This is a genomic window from Streptomyces sp. NPDC127106 (genome assembly GCF_042677605.1).
In the GTDB taxonomy this organism is placed as follows: Bacteria; Actinomycetota; Actinomycetes; order Streptomycetales; family Streptomycetaceae; genus Streptomyces.
Map to the genome: position 1 here is coordinate 47,300 of NZ_JBHXTC010000046.1, position 19,927 is coordinate 67,226.

Consider the following 19,927-nt stretch of genomic DNA (forward strand, 5'->3'; position numbering starts at 1 on the left):
CCGCCCCGGCGGGCGGCGCCGCGCCCCCCGGGGGGGGGCGCCCGGCCGCCGGCCCCCCCCCCCCCCCCCCCGCCGGCGCCCCCCGGCGCGCCCCCCCCCCCCCCGCCCCACGTCCCGTGGTGCGAGGGGGGCCGCCCCACGTCCGGTGCGAGGGGACCCCTCGTCCGGGTGACGCGGTTGTCCACAGGCTGGGGACGGTCCACAGGCGCGAGCGCGATCGGACGGGGCGGCGGATCGTGAGGGGTGTCCGGACGCCCGTCCGGACACCGGAACCCACGCGAACCGGCGGTGCCGTCATGTCCATGACCTCGCAGACCCCAGCCCCCTCCTCCCCTTCTTCGGCGCCCGCCCCCTCCCGCGCCCTCGTCCCCGCTCCTTCTCCGTGCCCGCCGGCGCACACGGTCCCGGCCTTTCCGCCGCTGCGGGTCGGGCGGGGCGGGGACCGGCTGCGGCGGGCGCTGCGGCGCAGGCGGCGGGCGGCCTCGGCCGCGCTGGCCGTCGCGGCGGCCGCGCTGGCGGTGGCGGGCGGCCCTCAGGCCCAGGCGTCACGGGGCGCCGGGCCGCCCGCCGCGGAACCGCCGCCGCCCGTGCGGATGGTCTCCGCGCCCGTGCGGATCGCGGACGCGGCGGCCGTCCGGCTGCTGCGGCCCGGTGACCGGGTGGACGTGGTCGCGGCGGAACGGGCCGGGCCGCCGCGGGTGGTGGCCGAAGGGGCCCGGGTCGACGCCGTACCCGGTCCGGAGGAGGGCGCCGGGGACGCCGGGGACGGCGGGGCGCTGGTGGTGCTGTCGGTACCCCGGGACACCGCGCGGGCTCTGGTCGGGGCGGGTGCGGTGGCACGGCTGGCGGTGACGCTGTGCTGATCCGGAATCGGACACGCGCACCGGTAGGTCGCCACGGGCCGGGCCCGGACTGGACACACCGGGCCCCGATTGCCATAGCTTTCGGAACCGTTGGCTCCATTCATGACGGACCCGAAGAGAGGCTCAGCAGTGAGCGAGAAGAAGCAGAGCGTCCTGGCAGGCTTCAAGGCCTTCCTGATGCGCGGCAACGTGGTCGACCTGGCGGTCGCGGTGGTCATCGGCGCCGCGTTCACGAACATCGTGAACGCGGTCGTGAAGGGAATCATCGGCCCGATCGTCGGCGCCGTCGGCACCAAGAGCCTGGAAGGCTACAGCTCCTGCCTGAAGGGTCCTTGCGGCGTCGACGCGAAGGGGGAGCCCATCGGCGTCAACATCATGTGGGGCTCGGTGCTGAACGCGGCGCTGACCTTCCTGATCACGGCCGCGGTCGTGTACTTCCTGATGGTGCTGCCGATGGCGAAGTACCTCGCCAAGGTGGAGGACCGCCGCAAGGCCCGGGAGGGGGTCAAGGAGAACATCGAGGTCACCGAGCTGGTGGTGCTCAAGGAGATCCGGGACGAGCTGGTCGCGCAGCGCGCCCGGTCGGGCGGCTACGGCGACGGCAACGGCGGCCCCGGCGCCGCCCCGGGCTCCGCGCACCAGCAGTACTGACGGGACCCGCCGCGCCCTTCGGCCGGGCGGAATCCGGCGTACGGGCGGGGCTGCCGGTGCCGGCCGGTCAGAGGTGGTGCGGCGGCTTCTCGTCGAGGAAGCGGGCCAGGTCGGTGGCGCTCCCGGTGGCGGGAGCCCGCTCGCCCCAGCCGTGGTCGGTGTCGTCCCGGGACTGCTGGTCCAGCGGGTCGTCGAAGACGAGCCGCAACCGGGGCTTCCGCGGGGCCGCGGCCCCGGTCCGGGAGTCGGCCGGGGACCCGTCCCCGGCCTGGGCTGCGGGCTCGGCGTTCGCGGGCTGCGGGTCGGAAGCGGGGACGGTGCTCATGACCCCCAGGGTACGGCCGCCGCCGCCACGGCCCCGCCGCCGCCCGGCCGGGACGGCGGCCCGGCGTCGCCTCGCCGGTGCGGACGTCGAAGAAGGGCGGGGGCCTGCGCGGGGGGCGACTCGGGGCCGCGTACGCCTGAGGGCCCGGGCACGGCACCGCGCCGGGGATCCCTCCCCTTCCCGCCCGCTTCGACGGGGTTGCAGCGGGGCCGTACAGGTGAAGGGGAACCGCTCCGGCGGCCGCCGGGCCCTGCCGGCCGGCTCCGGGCTGCTGTGCTGAGCGGTGTGACGTACGTACCGATGACGGCCCGCGACCGGGACGAGGGGCACCGGTCGGCCACCGCGCTGGAGCTCTTCTTCGACCTGTGCTTCGTCGTGGCGGTGGCGCAGGCCGGCCGCCAGCTGGTCCACGCGCTCGCCGAGGACCACGTCGGCGCCGGGGTGAGCGGCTATCTCTACGTGTTCTTCGGCGTGTGGTGGGCGTGGATGAACTTCACGTGGTTCGCCTCCGCCTACGACGTCGACGACGTGCCGTACCGGGTCGCGACGCTCGTGCAGATCGCCGGGGTGCTGGTCTACTCGGCGGGGATCCCGCAGGCCTTCAACGACAACGACTGGACCGTCGCCGTCATCGGCTACGTGGTGATGCGCCTCGCGCTGACCGTGCAGTGGCTGCGCGCGGCGGCCGGGGAGAGCGGCCCGCCCCGCCGCTGCGCGCTCACGTACGCACTCGGGCTGGTGGTCTGCCAGATGGGCTGGGTGGCGCTGCTCTGGGCACCCGAGGCGAGCAAGAGGTGGCTGTTCCTCGTCCTCGTCGCGGCGGAGCTGCTGGTGCCGGTCATCGCGGAGCGCGACCACCAGACACCGTGGCACCCGCACCACATCGCGGAGCGGTACGGGCTGTTCACCATCATCGTGCTCGGCGAGACCATCGCCGCCAGCACCCTGGCGGTCCAGTCGGCGATCGCCGAGCACGAGGCGCTGGACGTGCTGCTGCCGATCGCGGGGGGCGGCCTGCTGCTGGTGTTCTCGGCGTGGTGGATCTACTTCGCCGTCCCGGCCCACGACCTGCTGCGCAGCAACCGCGAGGCGATTCCCTGGGGCTACGGGCATTACGTGGTCTTCGCTTCGGCCGCTGCGATCGGCGCGGGCATCGAGGTGGCGATCGAGCACTCCGTCGGGAAGGCCCACATCTCGCAGACGGCGGCCAATCTCGCGGTCGCCGTCCCGATGGCGGTGTACCTCGCCTTCGTCTGGGTGCTGCACTCGCGCCACTTCAAGCACGGCGCGGTCCAGCAGCTGCTGCTACCGGTGTCGGCGGCGGCGATCCTCGCCTGTGCCTGGACGGGGTCGTACGCGGTGCTGTGGGCGGGACTGGTGGCCGCGGCCACGGTCGCGGCGGGCGTGACCTTGGCGGAGCGGGAGCGTTCTGGTGCGTGAGGAGCGCGGGCGGCAGCGGCCGCGGCCAACGCGCCGGCAACAGGAAGAAGAAACGATGAAGGTCCCGGTACAGCGGTACGGGCAGGCCGACGCGGCGGCGGAGTACGGGGAGCTCGCCGACCCGGCGTTCTGGCAGCAGCCACCGGCGGCGCGGCTCGCGGCGTTCGCCCGCCTGCGGGCGCTGGACTCCCCGGTCTTCGTGCCCGAGGGCAGGGGACGGGGCCACTGGGCCCTGGTCCGGCACGCGGACGTGCAGGAGGCGAGCCGGCTGCCGAAGGTGTTCGCGAGCGCGCCCGGGGTGACCACTCCCGAGCCGGCGCGATGGGTGCGAGCCCTGTTCGGGGACTCGATGGTCAACCTGGACGGCGCCGACCACGCCCAGCTGCGCAAGATCGTGCAGCGGGCGTTCACGCCGCGGCTGCTGGCGGCGGCCGAGGCGGACATCCACGCCCTGGCCGCCCGGATCGTGGACGACGTCCTGGCCGACCGGCCCGACGAGTTCGTCTCGGCCGTGGCCTCCCGGCTGCCCTTGGAGGTCATCTGCAACATGATGGGCATCCCGGAGCGCCACCGGCCGGAGATCGCCGACCGCGTCAACCACGCCTCGGAGAACATCGGCGTCGAACGGGGCCTGGCCGCCCGGCTGCGGATGCCCGGGCGCGGCCTGCGGGCGCTGGCCCGGATGCAACGGATGGTCGCGGGCATCGGCCGGGAGCGCCGCAGGGACCCCTCCGACGACCTGATCTCGGCACTGGTCTGCGCGAACGTGGACGGGCAGGCGCTGGGGGCGCGCCAGTTGGGGGCGTTCTTCTCGCTGCTGATGGTCGCGGGCGTGGAGACGACCCGCAACGCGATCACCCACGGCCTGTCCCTGCTGACCGACCACCCGGACCAACGGGACCTGCTGCTGGAGGACTTCGAGAAGCACGCGGACGGGGCGGTGGACGAGATGATCCGGCACTCGACGCCGATCATCCAGTTCCGCCGGACGGTGGCGGCCGAGCACACCCTGGGCGGGCACCTGTTCCGGCCGGGCGACAAGGTCGTGCTGTACTACGCCTCCGCCAACCGCGACGAGGCGGTCTTCCCCGACCCCGACGCCTTCGACATCACCCGCTCCCCCAACCCGCACCTGGGCTTCGGCGGCGGCGGCCCGCACTTCTGCCTGGGGGCGCACCTGGCCCGGGTGGAGATGAAGGCCTTGTTCCGCGAGTTGCTGACCCGGCCGGTCGGGCTGCGCGCGGTGGGGCTGCCGGACCTGGCGGGGTCGAACTTCGACAACCGCGTCCGCTCGCTCAAGTTCGCCTTCGAGCAGCCGCGGTAGCGGTCCGGCGGGGCGTGGGGGGTCGGGCGTGGGGGGTCGGGCGCACGGAACGGGCCGCCGGGCGGGCCGGGAGCCCGGCGGCCGGACCGGGCGCCGGGCGCCACCGCCGGCAGCGGGAGCCACCACCGGCACCGGGCGGCGCCGGAGCGGCTACTGCTGCAGGCGCCGCACGGCGAGGAGGCAGTGGGCGCTGGTCGCGAGCACCTCCTCGTCCCCCGCGAACGCCTGGAGCGTCGCGGCGTCGACCGGCCGCCCCGGAACGGCCTCGGGCCAGGGGCGCGTGGCGAACAGGAAGTACGCCTGCCCGCTCTCCTTGGCCGCCTCGACCCACTCGTCCGGGACGGTGCAGGTGGCGTTCAGTCCGGGCAGGGTCAGCGCGACCTGGTTGTCCGCCAGGACGATCTGCACGGGGAAGCCCGCCGGGTCGCCCCGACCGTCCTCGACCTTGTCCCCGACGGACAGCTTGTTCTCCGCCAGCAGGGCCCGCGCGGCCGCCTCGGCGGCCGCCGGGCCCTGCGGGCCGTCGCCCAGCGAGTAGGCGAGGAGGTACGGCATGTCGTGGCCCTCGGCGGGGTCGCCGATCCAGGCGAGCACCGAAAGGGTGCCGAGCCGGGTCCGGTCGATTTCGGCTTGAGTTGAAGTCATGCGCCGCACCCTAGTGGCCTTCGCGCCGCCCCCCTCACGGCCTTTCACCCGGGCGGGCTAGACCGCCCAGAATCCTTCTCCGGAATTCGACTGGACGTTCGCATCCTGGTACTGCAGCCGAACGATGCGCGTATTCTCCGGAATTTCGAACACGACCCATCCATCGGCCTGTTCACCGACGGCGAGGGAATCGAAGACGAGGGGTTTTCCGGTGGTCAGTTCACCGGTCTGCACGACCGGGTGGCGCTTCCCCGCGCTGTCGTACGCCCACATGCGCCCGAGTGCCCCGTACGAGGCCCCGCCGACGTTGACGAACGACATCGAGGCGGCCACCCAGCGCTTCCCCGCGGGCGGGGCGAAGTTCTTCTCCACGCTGACCGCGGGGTCGACGTAGGCGTGGAGAACCGCCTGGAGGTGCCGGCCGACCTGGCGGCCGTGCACCCGTACGGAGTCGCCCACGTGGGCGCCCTTCGCAGCGGGATCACCCTCGGCGCCGGGGGCGGCGTCGTCCACGGGGACGGCGGGCGCCGCGGCGGGGGCGAGCGCGGCCCCGTCGGAGGGTGCGGAACAGGCCGTGGCCCCGAACAGCAGGAACGGCAGGAGGACGGCGGCGAGGGCGGAGGCGGACTGGCGCATGCGCGATCCCTTCGGGGACCTTCGAGGGGGTGTTTTCCGGCCAGTCTCACGCGCCCGAGCGGGGAATTGCACACACCGACACGGGTGTGCGGAGCGAGTTGCCGTCCATCTGCCAGCACAATGCGTTCCGACGGAATTCCGCCATCCGCATCCACCTGGAGGAAGAATGCGCACGTCCGGCAGCCGAATCGCTCTGGCGGCCTTCTCGGCATTGGCCGCGGCCACGGTGTTCACCGCCCCGGCCGAGGCCACCGTGTTCAATCAGGCTATTTCCGTACGGTCCGAAGCACACATCGGCGAGGACGGCACGATCACCCTTTCCGGCAGCTACCGCTGCGAACAGCCGTCACCCAAGGGGACGATCCAGGTCAAGGCCACCCTCGTGCAGGACGACGTCCACCTCGGCCTCGGCGCCGGCGAGGCCGTCTGCGACGGCAGGGACCACGACTGGCAGGCGCACGCACCGCTCGGCTACACCCCGCAGGTGCACGCGGGGCCCGCCGAGGCCACGGCGGAACTCCAGGAGATCCACTTCTCCGGCCTCATGCCGTCGTCGCTCGACACGGTGGCGGCGGACGAGAAGGTCATCGAGGTCGTCGACCACCGTTGAGCCGCGGCGCCCCGGCCGGGCCGGCAGCCGCCGCTGCCGGCAGGCCGGCAGGCTTGCGGGCCGGCGGGCGCGTCAGCGGCAGGCCGGCGCCGCGCCCGTCATCGACATGAACGCCACGGTCCCGCACCCGGTATCCGCATGCCGGCGCCCCGTGGCCAGGTCCACGGCCAGGTCCACGGCCGTCGGCACCGCGGCTCCCAGCAGGAGCAGAGCGAGCAGGCCGGTGGCCGTGCGCCCGCTCAGGCGGCGTCGCACGGGACGATCCGTTCCACACACGTCCGTCTCATGGACCGCATCATCACGCCGCACCCCACCTGCCACAACTCGGCGTGCGGCGGTGCTCACCCCGTGCCCCGGGGGCTGCCCAAGGCGTCGAACTCGCACCACACCGCCTTGCCGTCGCCCCGGGACTCCACGCCCCAGTGCGTGGCCAGCGCGTCCACCAGCAGCAGTCCGCGCCCGGTGGTGGCGGCCTCCCCAGGGGTCCGCCGGCGCGGCCAGACACTGGAGCGGTCCTTGACCCACAGCCGGATCCGCCGCACCGGCTCCGGCAGCACCTCCATGGTCAGCACCGCGCCGCCGTCGGTGTGGAGGAGGGCGTTGACCAGGAGTTCCCCGGCGGCCAGTTCCACGTCGTCGGCAAGTTCCGGCACGCCCCAGTCCCGCAGAGCCTGCCGCAGGGCGAAGCGGGCCTCCGACAGCCCCTCCGGGTCGGCCTGGTGGATGTACTGGTGGATCCGCGGGGCCCGGTGGGTGCCCGGGTCCGGGGCCCGGCGCAGCACGAGCAGGGCCACGTCGTCGCCGGAGCCCCAGCGTTCCCAGAGCCGGTCCGAGAGGTGGTCGGCGAGCGCCCCGGCTTCCTGCGGGCCGCTGCGGACCACGTGGGCGAGGGCCTCCATGCCCTGGGTGATCGCGGTGCCGGGCTCCTCCACCAGGCCGTCCGTGCACAGCACCAGCGTCTCCCCGGGGACCAGGTCGAGGCGGGTTTCGGGGAAGTCCTCCTGCTCGAAGACGGAGGCCAGACCGAGCGGCAGCCCGCCGCGCACGTTGGGCCAGCCCGTCCGCCCGTCGGTGTGCCGGATCAGCGGGCCGAGGTGGCCCGCGCGGACCGCCCGTACGCCGCCCGTCTCCAGGTCCACCTGCGCGTACATGCACGTCGCGAACCGTTCGGTGTCGAGCTCGGCGAGGAAGCGGGAGGCCCGGGCCAGCACGGTCGACGGCGGGTGCCCCTCCCCCGCGTAGGCGCGCAGGGCGATCCGCAGCTGCCCCATGATCGCCGCCGCGTGCGTGTCGTGGCCCTGGACGTCGCCCACCACGAGGCCGACCCGGTCGCGGGGCAGCGCGATCACGTCGTACCAGTCCCCGCCGACCTCGCGCCCGCTCCACGCGGAGTGGTAGCGCACGGCGATCTCCCCGCCGCTGATCTCCGGGATCCGCCGCGGCAGCATCGAGGCCTGCAGGCCGGTCGCGAACTCCCGCTCCTGGTCGAACAGGAGCGCCCGCTGGAGGGACTGCGCGACGATGCCGGCCAGGCCCAGGCAGAGGTTGCGCTCCTCGGGGCTGAACTCGCTGCGCCGCCGGTAGAAGAGCACCAGCCCGCCGATGGCCCGGGCCTGGGCGATGAGCGGGAGGTAGGCGGCCGCGTCGAACCGGATCCGGTTCAGGTAGTCGGCGAGCGGGGGGAACTCGTGCGCCAGTTCGGTGAGCGAGGTGGCGAACCGGGCCTTGCGGGTGAGCACCGCCTGGGACAGCGGCAGGGTGCCGTCCAGCCGGGTGAACCTGCGCTCGCTGAGGATCTCCAGGGACTCCCCGCTCAACGCGATGATCTTGATCGCGCCGTTCTCGACCAGCCCCAGGGCCAGTCCGTCGGCGCCCAGCCGCTCCAGGGCCCCCGCGCCGGTCAGCGTGGCGGTCACGTCGTCGACGGTCACCGCCCGCGAGAGGGCTTCGGTGGTCCGCTGCACGATCGTCGCCTGCTTGGCGCGCGCCGTCTCCAGCTTCCGCAGCACGGTCGCCTGGGTCAGCTCGGCCGTCGCGTCCCGGACGATCCCGACGATGCGGTCCGGCCGCCCGGCGGCGTCGCGCAGGATCCTGCCCTGGGTGTGGGTCCACTGGTCGACGCCGTCGCGCCGGCGGACCGTGAAGTACGAGCCGTGCGTGTCGGCGCCCTCGTCCACCGCGGTCCGCACCGAGTCCGCCAGACGGGTGCTGTCGTTCACCGGGATCCGCAGGCCGAGGCCCTCCGGGGTCCGGTCGAACTCCTCGGGGTCCAGGTCGAACACCGCGTACCCGGCCTCGTCCAGCTCGAACGTGCCGGCGCGCAGGTCCCACTCGAAGCTGCCCATGCCGTTCAGGGCGAGCCGCTCGCCGGGCCCGGTCGCCGGGCCGCGGCCGGCTCCCCCTCCGGTTCCGCGGTCGGCTCCCGGGCCGACCCCTGGCCCGGATCTGTCGCGCTCCGCTGCTGCCACCTGACACACCACCTAACGGCCGGGCCAGCACGGCTGGGAGATCAGCCGCTCCCACTCCTCGTCCGGATGCCCCGGGAGGGTGCGCCCCGCCTCCCGCCAGCGCTTGACGAGGGAGAGGTAGATCATCGACGGGTCCGCTGCGGCGGGGGCGGGCGGACCGTACGGGGCGGTCCCGGTCGCAGTGGTGTGCTGTTCCGCGCGGCTGGCCGGGATGCGCACCCAGCCGCGGCCCTGTGCTCGCTGCTCCGCAGTCATCGCGGACCCCTCTCACCTCACCGCAGAGACGTCTTCGGATGCCCCGCATCGGCCCGGGCGGGCCGCGGGGTCCCGAGGGAGCCCGCCGGCCGGCGCAGGGCGCCGAGGCGCCTACGGACTCCTTTCACCAGTCTCCCCGCCGTGAACCCCGCACCGTGCACGAATCGCATGGAAGGGCCGAATGAGGGAGCCGTCAGCAGCCCCGCGAAGAACAGTCCCGGCCACGACGACTCGAATCCGGGGCTCAGCTCCGGCGTGCCGCCGTCGTCCCCGACCGTGCCGAGCGCGGCGCGCAACCGGGCGTCGAGCAGCTCCAGCCGGGCCAGCTCGGGGTGGAACCCGGTCGCGGCGATGACGTGCGCGACCTCCAGCACGAGGGACTCCCCGGCCGCGCCGGTCAGCCCCAGCCGGGTCCGGTCCCCCACGGCGACCGCCCGGTGCAGCCGGTGCCCCAGCAGAGCCGGGACGCTCCGCTCGAACCGGTCCCGCAGCCACCAGGCCCCGGCGGGCCCGAGCGCGGTGGCCGCGATCCGCTCCCGCCTCGCCGCGGGCAGCCGGCGCACCGCCCACGGCAGCTCGGACCACACCCAGGTGCGCCAGCCGCTGCCCAGGCCGCTGTGCGGGCGGCGCAGCGCCTCCAGGGCCGGGCGCTCCAGCGGCGGGGGCACGGTGTTCCAGTCGATCCGGGCCCGCCGGGCGACCAGGCAGGGCCGGGCGCCGGCCTCCGCGAGCAGGGCCGCCGTCTCCAGGGCGGCCTGCCCGGCCCCGATCACGGCGACCTCCCGGCCCGCGAACCGGCTCAGGTCGCGGTGGGCGCTGCTGTGCGAGTAGTGCCCGGGCGGCAGCTCGCGCAGCGCCTCGGGGTGGCGGATGAAGGGCATCACCCCGACGGCGAGGGCCACCGTCCGGGCGAGCAGCGGGGGCCCCTCGGCGGTGCGGATGCGGAAGCCGTCGCCCTGCGGGGTGACCTCGGTGACGGTCAGCTCCTCCACGTCCGGGACCGCCCGGCGGGCGAACCACATGCCGTACGCGCTGAAGGTGCCGATCGGGAGCGGACGGCCGTGCTCGGCCGCCAGCCCCCGGCCGGCGCAGTACTCGGCGAGGGTGTGGCGCCCGCCGGGCGCCGAGAGGTTCGAGGCCCAGGCCTCGGACTTCAGGTACATGCCCTCGGGCATGTGGTCCCGCCACGAGGCCATGGGGCGCCCGAGCACCCGTACGCCGATCCCCGCCGCGACCGCGTGTGCGGCGATCGACAGCCCGTACGGACCGGCGCCGACCACGACGAGGTCGTCCATCCGCGTCACCGCTGTCCCTCCAGTCTCATGGGTCCCCCGTCGTTCACCGGCGCGGTGCGGGGCCGGCGGGAGTCGTGCGCGCCGCCATCTCCGGCTTCCCGGGCTCCGGCGCCTCAAACGCCGACACGGCCCGTGTCGCCCGCAGGGGGCACGGCCCTGCCCCAAGGGCGGTCACCGCGTCACCAGCTCGTCCGGAGCGGCGGCCTCCGGCGGGGTGGGCGGAGGCGGTACGACGGGCCCGGCGGGGCCGCCAGGGGGCGCGGAAGCGGCGGGCAGGACGACCGCCGACGGGGTGGCGGGCGCCGACGACGGGGCCGGCAGGGCGGGCTGCCCCGGCGGCGCCTGGTCGCCGCCGCGCTGGCGCGGGGCGCGCTGTCGAGGCGTACGCACCACCGCGCGCGCCGTACGCCGCCCCTGCGCCGGGATCCGGCGCAGGACGCGCGCCCCCTTGTCCGCGCCCCGCCCGAGGAACGCGGCGAGCATCGCCAGGAACGGCAGCAGGTCGTCCGCCGCGAACCAGGCCGCCTCCCTCCGCCCCGGCGCGCGCAGCCGCCCGGGCCCGCGGCCGGGCCAGTGGCCGGGCCTGCATCCCGGCCCCTGCTCCCCGGCCGGCACCGACCGCCGCCCGCGCCGCCGCCACGGCAGCTGCCGCCCGCGCACCGCCGCCAGCAACGCGTAGTTCTCGGCGACGAACACCCGGCCCGGCCCCCCGGACTGCTCCGGCACCTCCTGCCCCGTCAGATCCAGGTACATGGCCTGGACGACGTCCAGCCCGGCCGCGTCGGTGAACAGCCGGAACTGCGCCCCGGGGCGCGGGTTGAAGTCCACCAGCCGGAAGCAGCCGCTCTCGTCCCGCCGGAAGTCGAGATCCAAGATCCCCTGGTAGCCGAGGCGTTCGGCGATCCGCAGCCCCGCCTCCTCCACCGCCGGGTCGGGCAGCCACCGCCCCACCGCCGTCAGCCCCGTCCGCACCGGCCAGGACAGCTCCTTGCGGCCCGACCCGGCGAGCAGCGGCCGCCCGCCCGGGCCGAAGGCGCCGTGGAAGAACCAGTCCGTGTCGGCGCCGGCCGGCAGGAACCGCTGGAGCAGCAGCCGGCTCCTGGCCTCCGCGGAGCGCTCGTACAGCCGATGCGCCTCCGCGGCAGTGTGCACGAGGGTGGTGCTGCGCAGGCCGGAGCCCGTCGGCAGCAGCCAGGGCCGGCTCCACTTGGCGACCGCCGGCAGGCCGAGCCGCCAGGCCGCCTCGGCGGCCTCGGCCCCGCTCCCGGGGATCACGGTCTCCGGATGCGGGATGTCCCAGCGGGCGCACAGCGTCGACAGCTCGGCCTTGTCGGCCACCCTGGCGGGCAGGCCGTCGGGTTGGTGGGGGATCCGGAACCGCCCCTCCAGCATCGGCGCGATCCGCGCGACGGCGATCGCGCTCAGGTCGTCCATCGCGATGAGCACCGCGGGCCGCCCGATCCGCTCCGACACCCCGACGAGACACTCGCCGAGCGCCTCCGGCGCCTCCGGGTCGAGCCCGCCCGGTGGTCCCTCGTGGACGGCGTGCACGTACCGCGAACGCCCCATGGGACCTCCCCCGGCCTCGACGACGGCATGGACCTCCACGCCCTTGCGCCCAAGGGATCTGACGGCGCCGAGGGTTCCGTGGTGGAACGGATTCCGGTCGAGTCTGAGCACAACAGCGGGCACGTGGCCGGAGAACTCGTTCATGGAAACGGTGTCTTTCACCTAGTCGGACCAAGCAGGGATGGTGCGCAACTGCAAATGGCCTACGGAGGGCGCCATCGGACAGGCCATTCGTCGGATGTGATGCCTAACGTCTTGGGCAAGCACACCGATTCAGGAGAGCCCGGGAGATGCCATGCCCAGAACACATCGCCGCCTGGCGAGCACCTGCATCGGTACGGTCACGGCCGGGCTGCTCGCCACCGGTGCCGCGCTCGCGGCCCCCGACGACGAGCAGCCCAGGACCTCGGGCATCGCGATGGGCGCCTACCTCGACTACGGGCCGTCCGGGGTCGCGCGGATCCCGTTCCTGTCGAACTGGCTCGGCGGCAAGGAGATCCGCGTCGGCCACACCTATCTGCCGGGCGACCGCTGGGCCGGCATCGAGGGGAACGTCGGCTTCCTGGAGGACTGGGCCGAGTGGCGCCAGGCCAAGTCGGACCGGCTCTTCGTGCTCAACGTGCCCATGCAGGAGCGCAACGAGGGCCGGGTGCCCGACCACGAAGTGGCCCGGCTGATCCGGGAGGGCGCCGCGGGCCGGTTCGACGCGCACTTCAAGAAGCTCGCCGAACGGCTGGTCGACCTGGGCGTGCCGGACACGGTGATCGTGCTCGGCTGGGAGATGAACGGCACCACCTACACCCACCGGTGCGCGCCGGACCCGGACAACTGGAAGGCGTACTGGCGGCGCATCGTCACCACGATGCGCTCCGTCCCCGGGCAGGAGTTCAGCTTCGACTTCGCCCCCAACCGGGGGACGGACGCGATCGGCTGGACCCGCTGCTACCCGGGCGACGACGTGGTCGACATCATCGGCATGGACTCCTACGACCAGGGGCCGGGCCGCACCTTCGACGACCACATCACCCAGCCGTACGGGCTCCAGCACCACATCGATTTCGCGAAGGCACACGGCAAGCGGATCTCGTACCCGGAGTGGGGGCTGTTCCGCCGCGGGGACAACCCGGAGTACGTGCGGCGCATGCTCCAGTGGATCGAGCAGCAGAAGCCGCTCTACCACACCATCACCGACTACTGCCCGCACGGCGTGTGGCAGTGCAAGCAGAACCCGCTGTCGGCGAAGGCGTTCCGCAAGGCGCTCATGCCCGACGTGCCGGACCCGGTGGTCCCGACGCCCGTGGTGCCGACGCCGGTCGTGCCGACCCCCGTGGTCCCGACGCCGGTGATCCCGACCCCGGTGATCCCGACGCCCGTGTGGCCGACCCCGGCCGTGCCCACGCCCCAGATCCCGACCCCCCAGATCCCGACCCCGCAGATCCCGACCCCGCAGATCCCGACCCCGCAGATCCCGACCCCGGTCCCGACTCCGCAGATCCCGACCCCGGTCCCGACTCCGCAGATCCCGACCCCGGTCCCGACCCCGGTCCCGACCCCGGTCCCGACTCCCGACCTGCCGGTGCCGAAGCCCTCGCCGCTCGTCCCCTCGCCCGAGGCGCCCGCCGTGACCCCGTCCCCGGCCGAAAGCAGCTCCGAGGCCCCGGTGCCCGTGCCCTCGCCCGCCGAGCCGAGCCCGGTCGCACCGAGCCCGGCCGTCCCGACCCCCGTGCCGCCCCGTCCGACGCCCGTGAACAGCACACAGTGGTGCGTGCCGCTCAACTTCGGCGACTGGCTCTCCGAGCTGGTCGGCAAGCAGTCGGTCTGCATCACCGTCGACTGGGACCGGGACTCCGGCTTCTGGCCTTGGTAGACCCGTCATCGCACCCGCAGTTCGTTGAGCCGGGCCCGCCAGTCCCGGGCGGCCGGCAGCGCCTCGCGCAGGGCGTCCACCGCCCGCTCGCGCCCCGTCACCTGCGACTCGTGCAGCCGCAGCAGGGGCGCGAGCGCCGTCCGGGCCATCAGGAACCGCTGGTTGACGACCGTGTCCGGCCGCCAGTGGTTCTTGTACGGTTCGCTGCCGCGCAGGAAGCTCACCACCGAACGGCCCTCCGCGAGGGCCCGGCCGGCCTCGTAGCGCAGCAGCAGCGTCGCCACGTCCACCTTCCGCGCCCGCAGGTCCGGATCTGCCCCGTACAGGTACCCGCCGCTGAGCCCCCCCGACAGCAGCGTGACGTTGGCCGCCACCACCTTCCCGTCGAGCCGGAACTCGGTCAGCCGGCCCTCCCCCGCGCGCACCATCCGCCGGGTGGCCCGGGTCAGGTGCTCGGCGAAGCGGGGCTTGAGGTGCTCGGGCGTGACCCCGCGGCCGCGCCACTGCTTCTCGTGGAGCCGCAGCAGGGTCCGTACCGCACCGGGCACCTCGTGCTCGGTGACCTCGTGCTCCTCGATGCCGGCCGCGTCGGTCTTGCGGAGCTTGGCCCGCACCCGCTGGGCCCCGGAGGCCGGCATCCGCTTGACCAGCTCGTCGAACGACAGTGCGGGCAGTTCCATGCAGGTGGAGTCGGCGAGCTTGCTGCGCACGCCCGGCCACTGCTCGTAGACGGCCTCGGCGGCCGCCCCGGGCCGCACCTCGCGCAGGTCGACGACGGCGCCGCGGGCCGCCCGGTGCAGCCCCCGGGCCAGCGCGGGCACGACCTCGTCGGCCTGCCCGTCGGCCACGAGCACGTCGGAGTGGTCGGTGATGCGCCCGCCGAGCGGCACGAGCAGCGGCAGCGGCCGGTGGACGAGCATCAGCGGGGCGGCGCCGACCAGTTCCCCGTCGCGCCGCACGAGCACGATCCGCAGCCGCCCGTCCCGGCCGTACGACAGCCACCAGGAGTGCAGCCAGGCGTGGCTCTGGAAGGGGGTGGCGGTACGGCAGGAGCGGAACATCCGGTTCCAGGGCTCGGCCAGTGCGGCGAACTGCCGGGGGTCACGGCACAGCGTCACCGACAGGGCTCCGCGCCGGGGCCCCGCGCCCGGCGTCATCGCACGGACTCCTTCTCCTTGGCTTCCGCGTGTTCGCCCTGGGCCGGCAGCGTGGGCGTGGCGGTGAACTCCTCGACGACGACCTCTTCCTGCCGCGCCGGCTGCTCCTGCCGCCGCTGCTCCTGCCGCGGCTGCTCCTCCTGCCTCCGCCCGCGGCCGGGCCGGGCGAGCAGCCACAGGCCGCCGAGCAGCCCACCGGCGCACAGGCCGACGGCTCCGGCGACGGGCGCGGACGGCGAGACCGGCTCGGCCGGGGCCACGGCCTGGCTGAACAGCAGCAACTGCACACCGGTGTTCTTGGCGGCCTGGTTGCTGCTCAGCGACAGGGCGTCGGCGACCGCGTTGGCGATGTCGGCCGCCTCGGCGGCGCTCCGGGAGGTGCCGGTGATGGCGATCATCGGGGACTCGGGGGAGGTCTCGGCGCGGACCTGGGTGCGCAGCCGGCGGGCGTCCAGCCCGGCGCGGGGCTGGGCGTACGCGAGGGTGGAGCTGCTGGTGGCGATGCGGCCGTACGCCTGGGCGAAGCCGAGGGCGGTGGCCGGCTCGGTGGTGTCGTCCGGGACGGCGACGACATAGCTGGTGGCGGCGTACTCGGGCGCCTTGAGGACGCCGTACGCGCCGCCGGCGGCCAGCCCCAGCAGGGCGGCGGTGGGCAGCGGCCACCAGGTGGGCGGCGGCAGCAGCCGCACCCGGCGGCGGCGGTGGTCGGACTTCTTCTGCTCGGCGGTGTCGGCCATGTGCGTGCTCACTTCCTGGGTGAAAAGGTGTTCCTCCCGGGCCCGTTCGGGCCCGGGGCATGCGGTTCAGTCCCGGTCGCCGGAGGCCGGCCGCGGCTCGTGCGCGGGGCCCGGCGTGCCCGCGGGCGCGGGCGCCCGACCGGCGGGCGCGGCGGAGGCCGGGGCGGCGGCCTGGGTGGCGGCGGGGGCGGCGGCCTGGGCGGTGGCCTGGGCGGTGGCCTGGGCGGTGGCCTGGGCGACGGAAGCCGGGGCGGGACGGGGGACGCGCGGGGACGGCGTACGGGGCGCGAGGGCCAGCCGGTACACGTCCAGCAGCTGCTCCGCGCTGCGCGCGATGTCGTAGCGCCGGACCACGGGCGGCGGCGGCAGCCGCGTAACCCCCGCCTCCATGTGCCCGCGCAGGGCGGCGACCAGCTCCTCCGGTCCGGTGCCGATCCGTCGCGCGCCCGGCGCCTCCGCGGCCGGCAGGTCGTCGATCGCCGGGCAGGTGACGTGCAGCACCGGCAGCCCGGCCGCCAACGCCTCCACCACCGCCAGACCGAACGCCTCCTCCCGCGACGGGGACACGAACACGTCCATGGCGGACAGCAGCGCCGGGATCCCCGGCGTGCGCCCGTCCGGGCCGTCGCCCAGCGGGTCCCGCTCGCCCAGCAGGTGGATCCGGTTCTGCGCGCCCAGCTCGGCGGCCAGCCGGCGCAGCGCGGCCCGCTCGGGCCCTTCCCCGACCAGCAGCAGGTGCGCGCCGGGCAGTGCCGCCACCGCCCGGACCAGCGCGTCGAACCGCTTGCCCGGCACCAGCCGGCCCACCCCGCCGACGACGAACGCCCGCTCCGGCAGCCCGGTCCGGGCGCGCGTGGCCCTGCGCACCCCGGCGTCGAAGCGGAACCGGGCGGCCTCGATCCCGTTCGGCACGACGTGCACCCGGGCCGCGGGCACGCCCCACCCGGCCAGCCGGGCCGCGACCGTGTCGGACACCGCCACCGTCGCCGCGCCCAGCCGCTCGCTCGCCAGGTACAGGGCCCGGACCCCGGGCGTGAGCGGCCTGCCCTCGATCTCGGCGTCGCCGAGCGAGTGCTCGGTGGCCACGGCTGCCCCGGCACCGGCGAGCCGGGCCGCGAGCCGCCCGTACACGCAGGCCCGGTACAGGTGGGTGTGGACGAGGTCGTACCGGCCCCGCCGGACGAACCGGGCCAGTCGGGGCAGCGCCCCCAGGTCCCGGTTGCCCTGCATGCCCAGGTGCACCACCCGCACCCCGTCGGCGCGCAGACCCTCGGCGACCGGCCCCGGGTTGGTGAGGGTCAGCACGTCGCAGCGCATCGGCAGGTGCCGCAGCAGCAGCCGCAGCTGCTGCTCGGCCCCGCCGACCCCGAGCCCGGTGATGACGTGCAGCACCCGCAGGTCGTCCAGTGGCGTCGGCGGCTGGGGCGGCTTCACCGGTGCACCACCCGGCCCAGCTCCCGCACCCGGTGCCGCAGCTGCTTGATCCGCAGCCGCCCGCTGCCGTCGGCCTGGCTGATGTGCGTGCGCGGCAGGGCGTGCGGGCCGGCCAGCCGTCCGGGGTCGATGGCGCAGGCGTACCCGTACCCGGCCGCCCGCGTCGCGGCGACGACCCGCGCGTCCAGGTACCCGTACGGGTAGCAGAACCCCTCGGGCAGGGTCCCGGTCAGCTCGCGCAGCAGCTCCCGGCTGCCCCGCAGCTCCTGCTGGAGCACGTCGTCGGGGACGGCGGTGAGGTCCTGGTGGAGCAGCCCGTGGGAGCCGATCTCCTGCCCGGCGGCGGCGACCTCCCGGATGCCCTCCGCGGTGAGCAGGGGTTTGCGCGGCCCCAGCGGATCCCACACGTTGTCCACGCCGAGCCGCCCGGGCAGCACGAACAGGGTGGCGGTGCAGCCGTGGTGGCGCAGCAGCGGCAGCGCCCCGGTGAGGAAGTCGGTGTAGCCGTCGTCGAAGGTCAGCCCGACCAGCCCGGCGGCGCGCCCGGCGGCGCGGGCCCGCAGCAGTTCGCCGACGGAGACCCCGCGCAGGCCGCGCGAGCGCAGCCACTGCAACTGGGCCTCCAGGCTGCGGGGGGTGACGGTGATGCCGTACGGGTCCTCGGCGGGATCGGTGAACTCGGTGACCGAGTGGTACATCAGGACCCACGGCGAGGCGGCGGTCCGGCGGGCGGGAGCCGTCGCGGCGGCCGGTGCCGTGTCGGTGTCAGCGGGCATTGCGGAACCTCTGGGTCGTCTGGGCGATCTGGGCGGACAGGGTGGTGATTTCGAGCGCCCGTATGGCCAAGCCGGCGGCCGCGAACATGGCCGGGACCAGGAGGCAGCCGAGGGCGGCGCTGAGCAGCGGGTCGGGGATCATCGGCCCGGCGATCCAGCCGGTGCCGCAGGCGGTGAGCGAGGCGACGGCGAGCCGGCCGATGCTGAGGGCGACCCGGCGGGCCTGGATCGCGATGATCCGCCGGCCGATGCCGAGGAGCAGGAGCACGGCGGTGGTGGAGATGCCGGCCGCGTTGGCGCCGGCGAGGCCGTAGATGCCCCACCAGCGGACGGCGGCGGCTCCGCCGGCGACGTTGACGAGGAGTCCGGCGCCCATCGCGAGCGCCGGGAACCAGGTGGGCCGGGCGGTCGCGAAGAAGGGCCGGCTGAGGGCGCCGACGAGGCAGTGGCCGAGGAGTCCGAGGCCGTAGACGCGCATGACGGCGGCGGTGGCCTCGGTGTCCTCGTGGGTGAAGGCGCCGCGCTCGAAGAGGACCTCGATGATCTGCGGGGCGTAGCCGATGACGAGGGCGGTGCCCATGAGGACGGCGAGGCAGGCCAGTGCCAGGTCCTGTTCGACGCGCCGGCGGGCCTTCTCCCGTTCGCCGCCGGCCATGGCCTGGGCGACGACGGGGAAGGTGACGGTGCAGATCATCAGGGACAGCACCATCGGCATCTGCGCGACCTTCTGCGCGTAGTTCAGGTGCGAGATGGCCCCGGGCGGCAGGGACGCGGCGAGGAACCGCTCGACGAGCACCTGCGACTGCCGGAACACGGCGAAGCAGATGACCGGGGCGATCACGCCGAGGGCGATCAGGGTGGGCCGGTCGCGGTCGCGCTGGCTGCGCGGCGCGTCCTTGGCCCGGAGCTGACCGAAGCCCACGTTCCTGATGAACGAGGGCAGTTGGACGAGGACCATCAGCAGCCCGCCCGCCGCGACCCCGGCGGCCGCCGCCCGCACCCCCCACAGGGTGTGCAGGGCGACCATCGTCCCGATGATCCCGACGTTGTACGAGACGTAGATCGCGGCCGGCGACACGAAGGAGCGGTGCGCCCGCAGGGCGGCGCTGAAGTACCCGGCGAGACCGAAGGACAGCACGGTCAGCGCGGTGAGCCGGGTGCACTCGACGGCGAGGCCGGGGTCGGGCAGCCCGGGCGCGAGGACGGCGACGACGAGCGGCGCGGCGACGACCAGCACGGCCGCGACGGCGGCCAGGAACGCCGCCAGCCTCGGCAGGGTCGCCCGCACGAGCAGCCGTACGGGGTCCTGCGCCCGGGCCTCCACCCGGCTGAGCCCGGCCCGGCTGGCCGCCCGCCGGGCGAGGGCGTGGCTGAACGCGGGCACCATCAGCAGCGCCATGGCGTCCTCGATCAGCAGGGTCGAGGCCATCTCCGGGACGGTCCAGGAGATGAGGAAGGCGTCGCTGTCGTGTCCGGCGCCGAAGAGGTGGGCGATGGTCTGGTCCCGGGCCAGCCCGAGCACCGAGCCCGCGGCGGTCAGTCCGGCGGTGACGGCGGCGGCCTTGGCCAGGAACCGGCCGAGCGGTGCGGGCGCGCCGCGGTCGGGACCGGAGCCCGGGCCGGGTCCGGGTCCGGCGGGCCGACCGGGTCCCGCGGGACCGGTGGCCCCGGGGGGTGCGGGCGGCCGTGGCCCCGCGGCGGGGACCTGGCCGTGGGCCGCGGCGGGCTTCGGCGGGTGCGGGGTCCGCGGCGGGTGCGGCGGGTTCGGCGGACGGCCCGCCGCCCCGGCAACCAGGGTCGGCCCGGCGGCGGGCCGCCGCCACGGCGGCGGAACGGTGACCCCCCGGCCCCCCCCGACACGGCGCCCCGGGCCGC

18 protein-coding genes and 1 pseudogene are annotated in these 19,927 nt (G+C 75.2%); 6 read left to right on the forward strand and 13 right to left on the reverse strand.

Annotated elements, in window-relative coordinates:
- Window positions 1-296: 296 nt before the first annotated feature.
- Both ACFVGY_RS28815 and mscL read left to right on the forward strand, forming a co-directional pair.
- Window positions 297-863: a hypothetical protein gene (locus tag ACFVGY_RS28815; RefSeq protein WP_385682405.1), complete on the forward strand. Its 567-nt coding sequence runs from the start codon at window positions 297-299 to the stop codon at window positions 861-863.
- A gap of 129 nt (window positions 864-992) precedes the next feature.
- On the forward strand, window positions 993-1,514 hold the full coding sequence (gene mscL, locus ACFVGY_RS28820) for a large conductance mechanosensitive channel protein MscL (protein WP_385682408.1): 522 nt from the start codon (window positions 993-995) through the stop codon (window positions 1,512-1,514).
- Between the two features lie 67 nt (window positions 1,515-1,581).
- On the opposite strand, the gene ACFVGY_RS28825 is transcribed toward mscL, so the two are convergent.
- Entirely contained in the window at window positions 1,582-1,839 is a 258-nt protein-coding gene (locus ACFVGY_RS28825; RefSeq protein WP_385682411.1) for a hypothetical protein, read from the reverse strand.
- A 300-nt stretch (window positions 1,840-2,139) separates the two neighbouring features.
- On the opposite strand from ACFVGY_RS28825, the gene ACFVGY_RS28830 reads away from it, so the two are divergent.
- On the forward strand, window positions 2,140-3,279 hold the full coding sequence (locus tag ACFVGY_RS28830) for a low temperature requirement protein A (protein WP_385682467.1): 1,140 nt from the start codon (window positions 2,140-2,142) through the stop codon (window positions 3,277-3,279).
- A gap of 55 nt (window positions 3,280-3,334) precedes the next feature.
- Complete coding sequence (locus ACFVGY_RS28835) at window positions 3,335-4,603, forward strand: cytochrome P450 (protein ID WP_385682414.1); 1,269 nt, start codon at window positions 3,335-3,337, stop codon at window positions 4,601-4,603.
- Between the two features lie 150 nt (window positions 4,604-4,753).
- Here ACFVGY_RS28835 and ACFVGY_RS28840 read toward each other — a convergent pair whose 3' ends face one another.
- Both ACFVGY_RS28840 and ACFVGY_RS28845 read right to left on the reverse strand, forming a co-directional pair.
- Window positions 4,754-5,248 (reverse strand): DUF5949 family protein, encoded by a 495-nt coding sequence (locus tag ACFVGY_RS28840; protein ID WP_385682417.1) that lies wholly within the window; start codon window positions 5,246-5,248, stop codon window positions 4,754-4,756.
- A 57-nt stretch (window positions 5,249-5,305) separates the two neighbouring features.
- Window positions 5,306-5,884 carry a DUF4352 domain-containing protein gene (locus ACFVGY_RS28845; protein ID WP_385682420.1) on the reverse strand — a complete coding sequence of 193 codons (579 nt, stop codon included), beginning with the start codon at window positions 5,882-5,884 and terminating at the stop codon, window positions 5,306-5,308.
- Window positions 5,885-6,050: 166 nt separating this feature from the next.
- Between ACFVGY_RS28845 and ACFVGY_RS28850 the strand changes: the two genes are divergently transcribed.
- Window positions 6,051-6,494 carry a DUF6299 family protein gene (locus tag ACFVGY_RS28850; RefSeq protein ID WP_385682422.1) on the forward strand — a complete coding sequence of 148 codons (444 nt, stop codon included), beginning with the start codon at window positions 6,051-6,053 and terminating at the stop codon, window positions 6,492-6,494.
- A 72-nt stretch (window positions 6,495-6,566) separates the two neighbouring features.
- Here the strand turns inward: ACFVGY_RS28850 and ACFVGY_RS28855 are convergent, their stop codons facing one another.
- From ACFVGY_RS28855 to ACFVGY_RS28875, 5 genes are all read right to left on the reverse strand, one after another.
- On the reverse strand, window positions 6,567-6,749 hold the full coding sequence (locus ACFVGY_RS28855) for a hypothetical protein (RefSeq protein WP_385682425.1): 183 nt from the start codon (window positions 6,747-6,749) through the stop codon (window positions 6,567-6,569).
- Between the two features lie 86 nt (window positions 6,750-6,835).
- Window positions 6,836-8,839 carry a SpoIIE family protein phosphatase gene (locus ACFVGY_RS28860; RefSeq protein WP_385682428.1) on the reverse strand — a complete coding sequence of 668 codons (2,004 nt, stop codon included), beginning with the start codon at window positions 8,837-8,839 and terminating at the stop codon, window positions 6,836-6,838.
- A gap of 135 nt (window positions 8,840-8,974) precedes the next feature.
- On the reverse strand, window positions 8,975-9,217 hold the full coding sequence (locus ACFVGY_RS28865; protein ID WP_385682431.1) for a hypothetical protein: 243 nt from the start codon (window positions 9,215-9,217) through the stop codon (window positions 8,975-8,977).
- A gap of 17 nt (window positions 9,218-9,234) precedes the next feature.
- Window positions 9,235-10,512, reverse strand: coding sequence for an NAD(P)-binding domain-containing protein (locus ACFVGY_RS28870; protein ID WP_385682470.1), 1,278 nt, complete (start codon window positions 10,510-10,512; stop codon window positions 9,235-9,237).
- Window positions 10,513-10,683: 171 nt separating this feature from the next.
- Entirely contained in the window at window positions 10,684-12,225 is a 1,542-nt protein-coding gene (locus ACFVGY_RS28875) for an ATP-grasp domain-containing protein (RefSeq protein ID WP_385682434.1), read from the reverse strand.
- Between the two features lie 151 nt (window positions 12,226-12,376).
- On the opposite strand from ACFVGY_RS28875, the gene ACFVGY_RS28880 reads away from it, so the two are divergent.
- Window positions 12,377-13,948, forward strand: a complete 1,572-nt coding sequence (locus ACFVGY_RS28880; RefSeq protein WP_385682437.1) for a glycosyl hydrolase — start codon at window positions 12,377-12,379, stop codon at window positions 13,946-13,948.
- A gap of 5 nt (window positions 13,949-13,953) precedes the next feature.
- Here ACFVGY_RS28880 and ACFVGY_RS28885 read toward each other — a convergent pair whose 3' ends face one another.
- The 5 genes and pseudogenes from ACFVGY_RS28885 to murJ form a co-directional block, all read right to left on the reverse strand.
- On the reverse strand, window positions 13,954-15,105 hold the full coding sequence (locus ACFVGY_RS28885; RefSeq protein WP_385682440.1) for a GNAT family N-acetyltransferase: 1,152 nt from the start codon (window positions 15,103-15,105) through the stop codon (window positions 13,954-13,956).
- Window positions 15,102-15,842 (reverse strand): lipopolysaccharide biosynthesis protein, encoded by a 741-nt coding sequence (locus ACFVGY_RS28890; protein WP_385682443.1) that lies wholly within the window; start codon window positions 15,840-15,842, stop codon window positions 15,102-15,104. The genes ACFVGY_RS28885 and ACFVGY_RS28890 overlap by 4 nt, the downstream gene beginning before the upstream one ends.
- Window positions 15,843-16,106: 264 nt before the next feature.
- Window positions 16,107-17,240: pseudogene (locus ACFVGY_RS28895) on the reverse strand (glycosyltransferase); the annotation flags it as partial.
- Between the two features lie 32 nt (window positions 17,241-17,272).
- Window positions 17,273-18,052, reverse strand: a complete 780-nt coding sequence (locus ACFVGY_RS28900; RefSeq protein WP_385682446.1) for a polysaccharide deacetylase family protein — start codon at window positions 18,050-18,052, stop codon at window positions 17,273-17,275.
- Entirely contained in the window at window positions 18,042-19,847 is a 1,806-nt protein-coding gene (gene murJ, locus ACFVGY_RS28905) for a murein biosynthesis integral membrane protein MurJ (protein WP_385682473.1), read from the reverse strand. Before murJ ends, ACFVGY_RS28900 begins: the two co-directional genes overlap by 11 nt.
- Between the last annotated feature and the right edge of the window lie 80 nt (window positions 19,848-19,927).

Bases quoted from the DNA above. Each gene is read 5' to 3' on its own strand.
- ACFVGY_RS28840 (WP_385682417.1), bottom strand. From the start codon at position 5,248: ATGACTTCAACTCAAGCCGAAATCGACCGGACCCGGCTCGGCACCCTT.
- ACFVGY_RS28815 (WP_385682405.1), top strand. From the start codon at position 297: ATGTCCATGACCTCGCAGACCCCAGCCCCCTCCTCCCCTTCTTCGGCG.
- ACFVGY_RS28830 (WP_385682467.1), top strand. From the start codon at position 2,140: ATGACGGCCCGCGACCGGGACGAGGGGCACCGGTCGGCCACCGCGCTG.
- ACFVGY_RS28880 (WP_385682437.1), top strand. From the start codon at position 12,377: ATGCCCAGAACACATCGCCGCCTGGCGAGCACCTGCATCGGTACGGTC.
- ACFVGY_RS28900 (WP_385682446.1), bottom strand. From the start codon at position 18,052: ATGCCCGCTGACACCGACACGGCACCGGCCGCCGCGACGGCTCCCGCC.
- ACFVGY_RS28870 (WP_385682470.1), bottom strand. From the start codon at position 10,512: ATGGACGACCTCGTCGTGGTCGGCGCCGGTCCGTACGGGCTGTCGATC.
- ACFVGY_RS28860 (WP_385682428.1), bottom strand. From the start codon at position 8,839: ATGGGCAGCTTCGAGTGGGACCTGCGCGCCGGCACGTTCGAGCTGGAC.
- ACFVGY_RS28890 (WP_385682443.1), bottom strand. From the start codon at position 15,842: ATGGCCGACACCGCCGAGCAGAAGAAGTCCGACCACCGCCGCCGCCGG.
- ACFVGY_RS28835 (WP_385682414.1), top strand. From the start codon at position 3,335: ATGAAGGTCCCGGTACAGCGGTACGGGCAGGCCGACGCGGCGGCGGAG.
- ACFVGY_RS28825 (WP_385682411.1), bottom strand. From the start codon at position 1,839: ATGAGCACCGTCCCCGCTTCCGACCCGCAGCCCGCGAACGCCGAGCCC.
- ACFVGY_RS28885 (WP_385682440.1), bottom strand. From the start codon at position 15,105: ATGACGCCGGGCGCGGGGCCCCGGCGCGGAGCCCTGTCGGTGACGCTG.
- ACFVGY_RS28875 (WP_385682434.1), bottom strand. From the start codon at position 12,225: ATGAACGAGTTCTCCGGCCACGTGCCCGCTGTTGTGCTCAGACTCGAC.
- ACFVGY_RS28845 (WP_385682420.1), bottom strand. From the start codon at position 5,884: ATGCGCCAGTCCGCCTCCGCCCTCGCCGCCGTCCTCCTGCCGTTCCTG.
- ACFVGY_RS28850 (WP_385682422.1), top strand. From the start codon at position 6,051: ATGCGCACGTCCGGCAGCCGAATCGCTCTGGCGGCCTTCTCGGCATTG.
- ACFVGY_RS28865 (WP_385682431.1), bottom strand. From the start codon at position 9,217: ATGACTGCGGAGCAGCGAGCACAGGGCCGCGGCTGGGTGCGCATCCCG.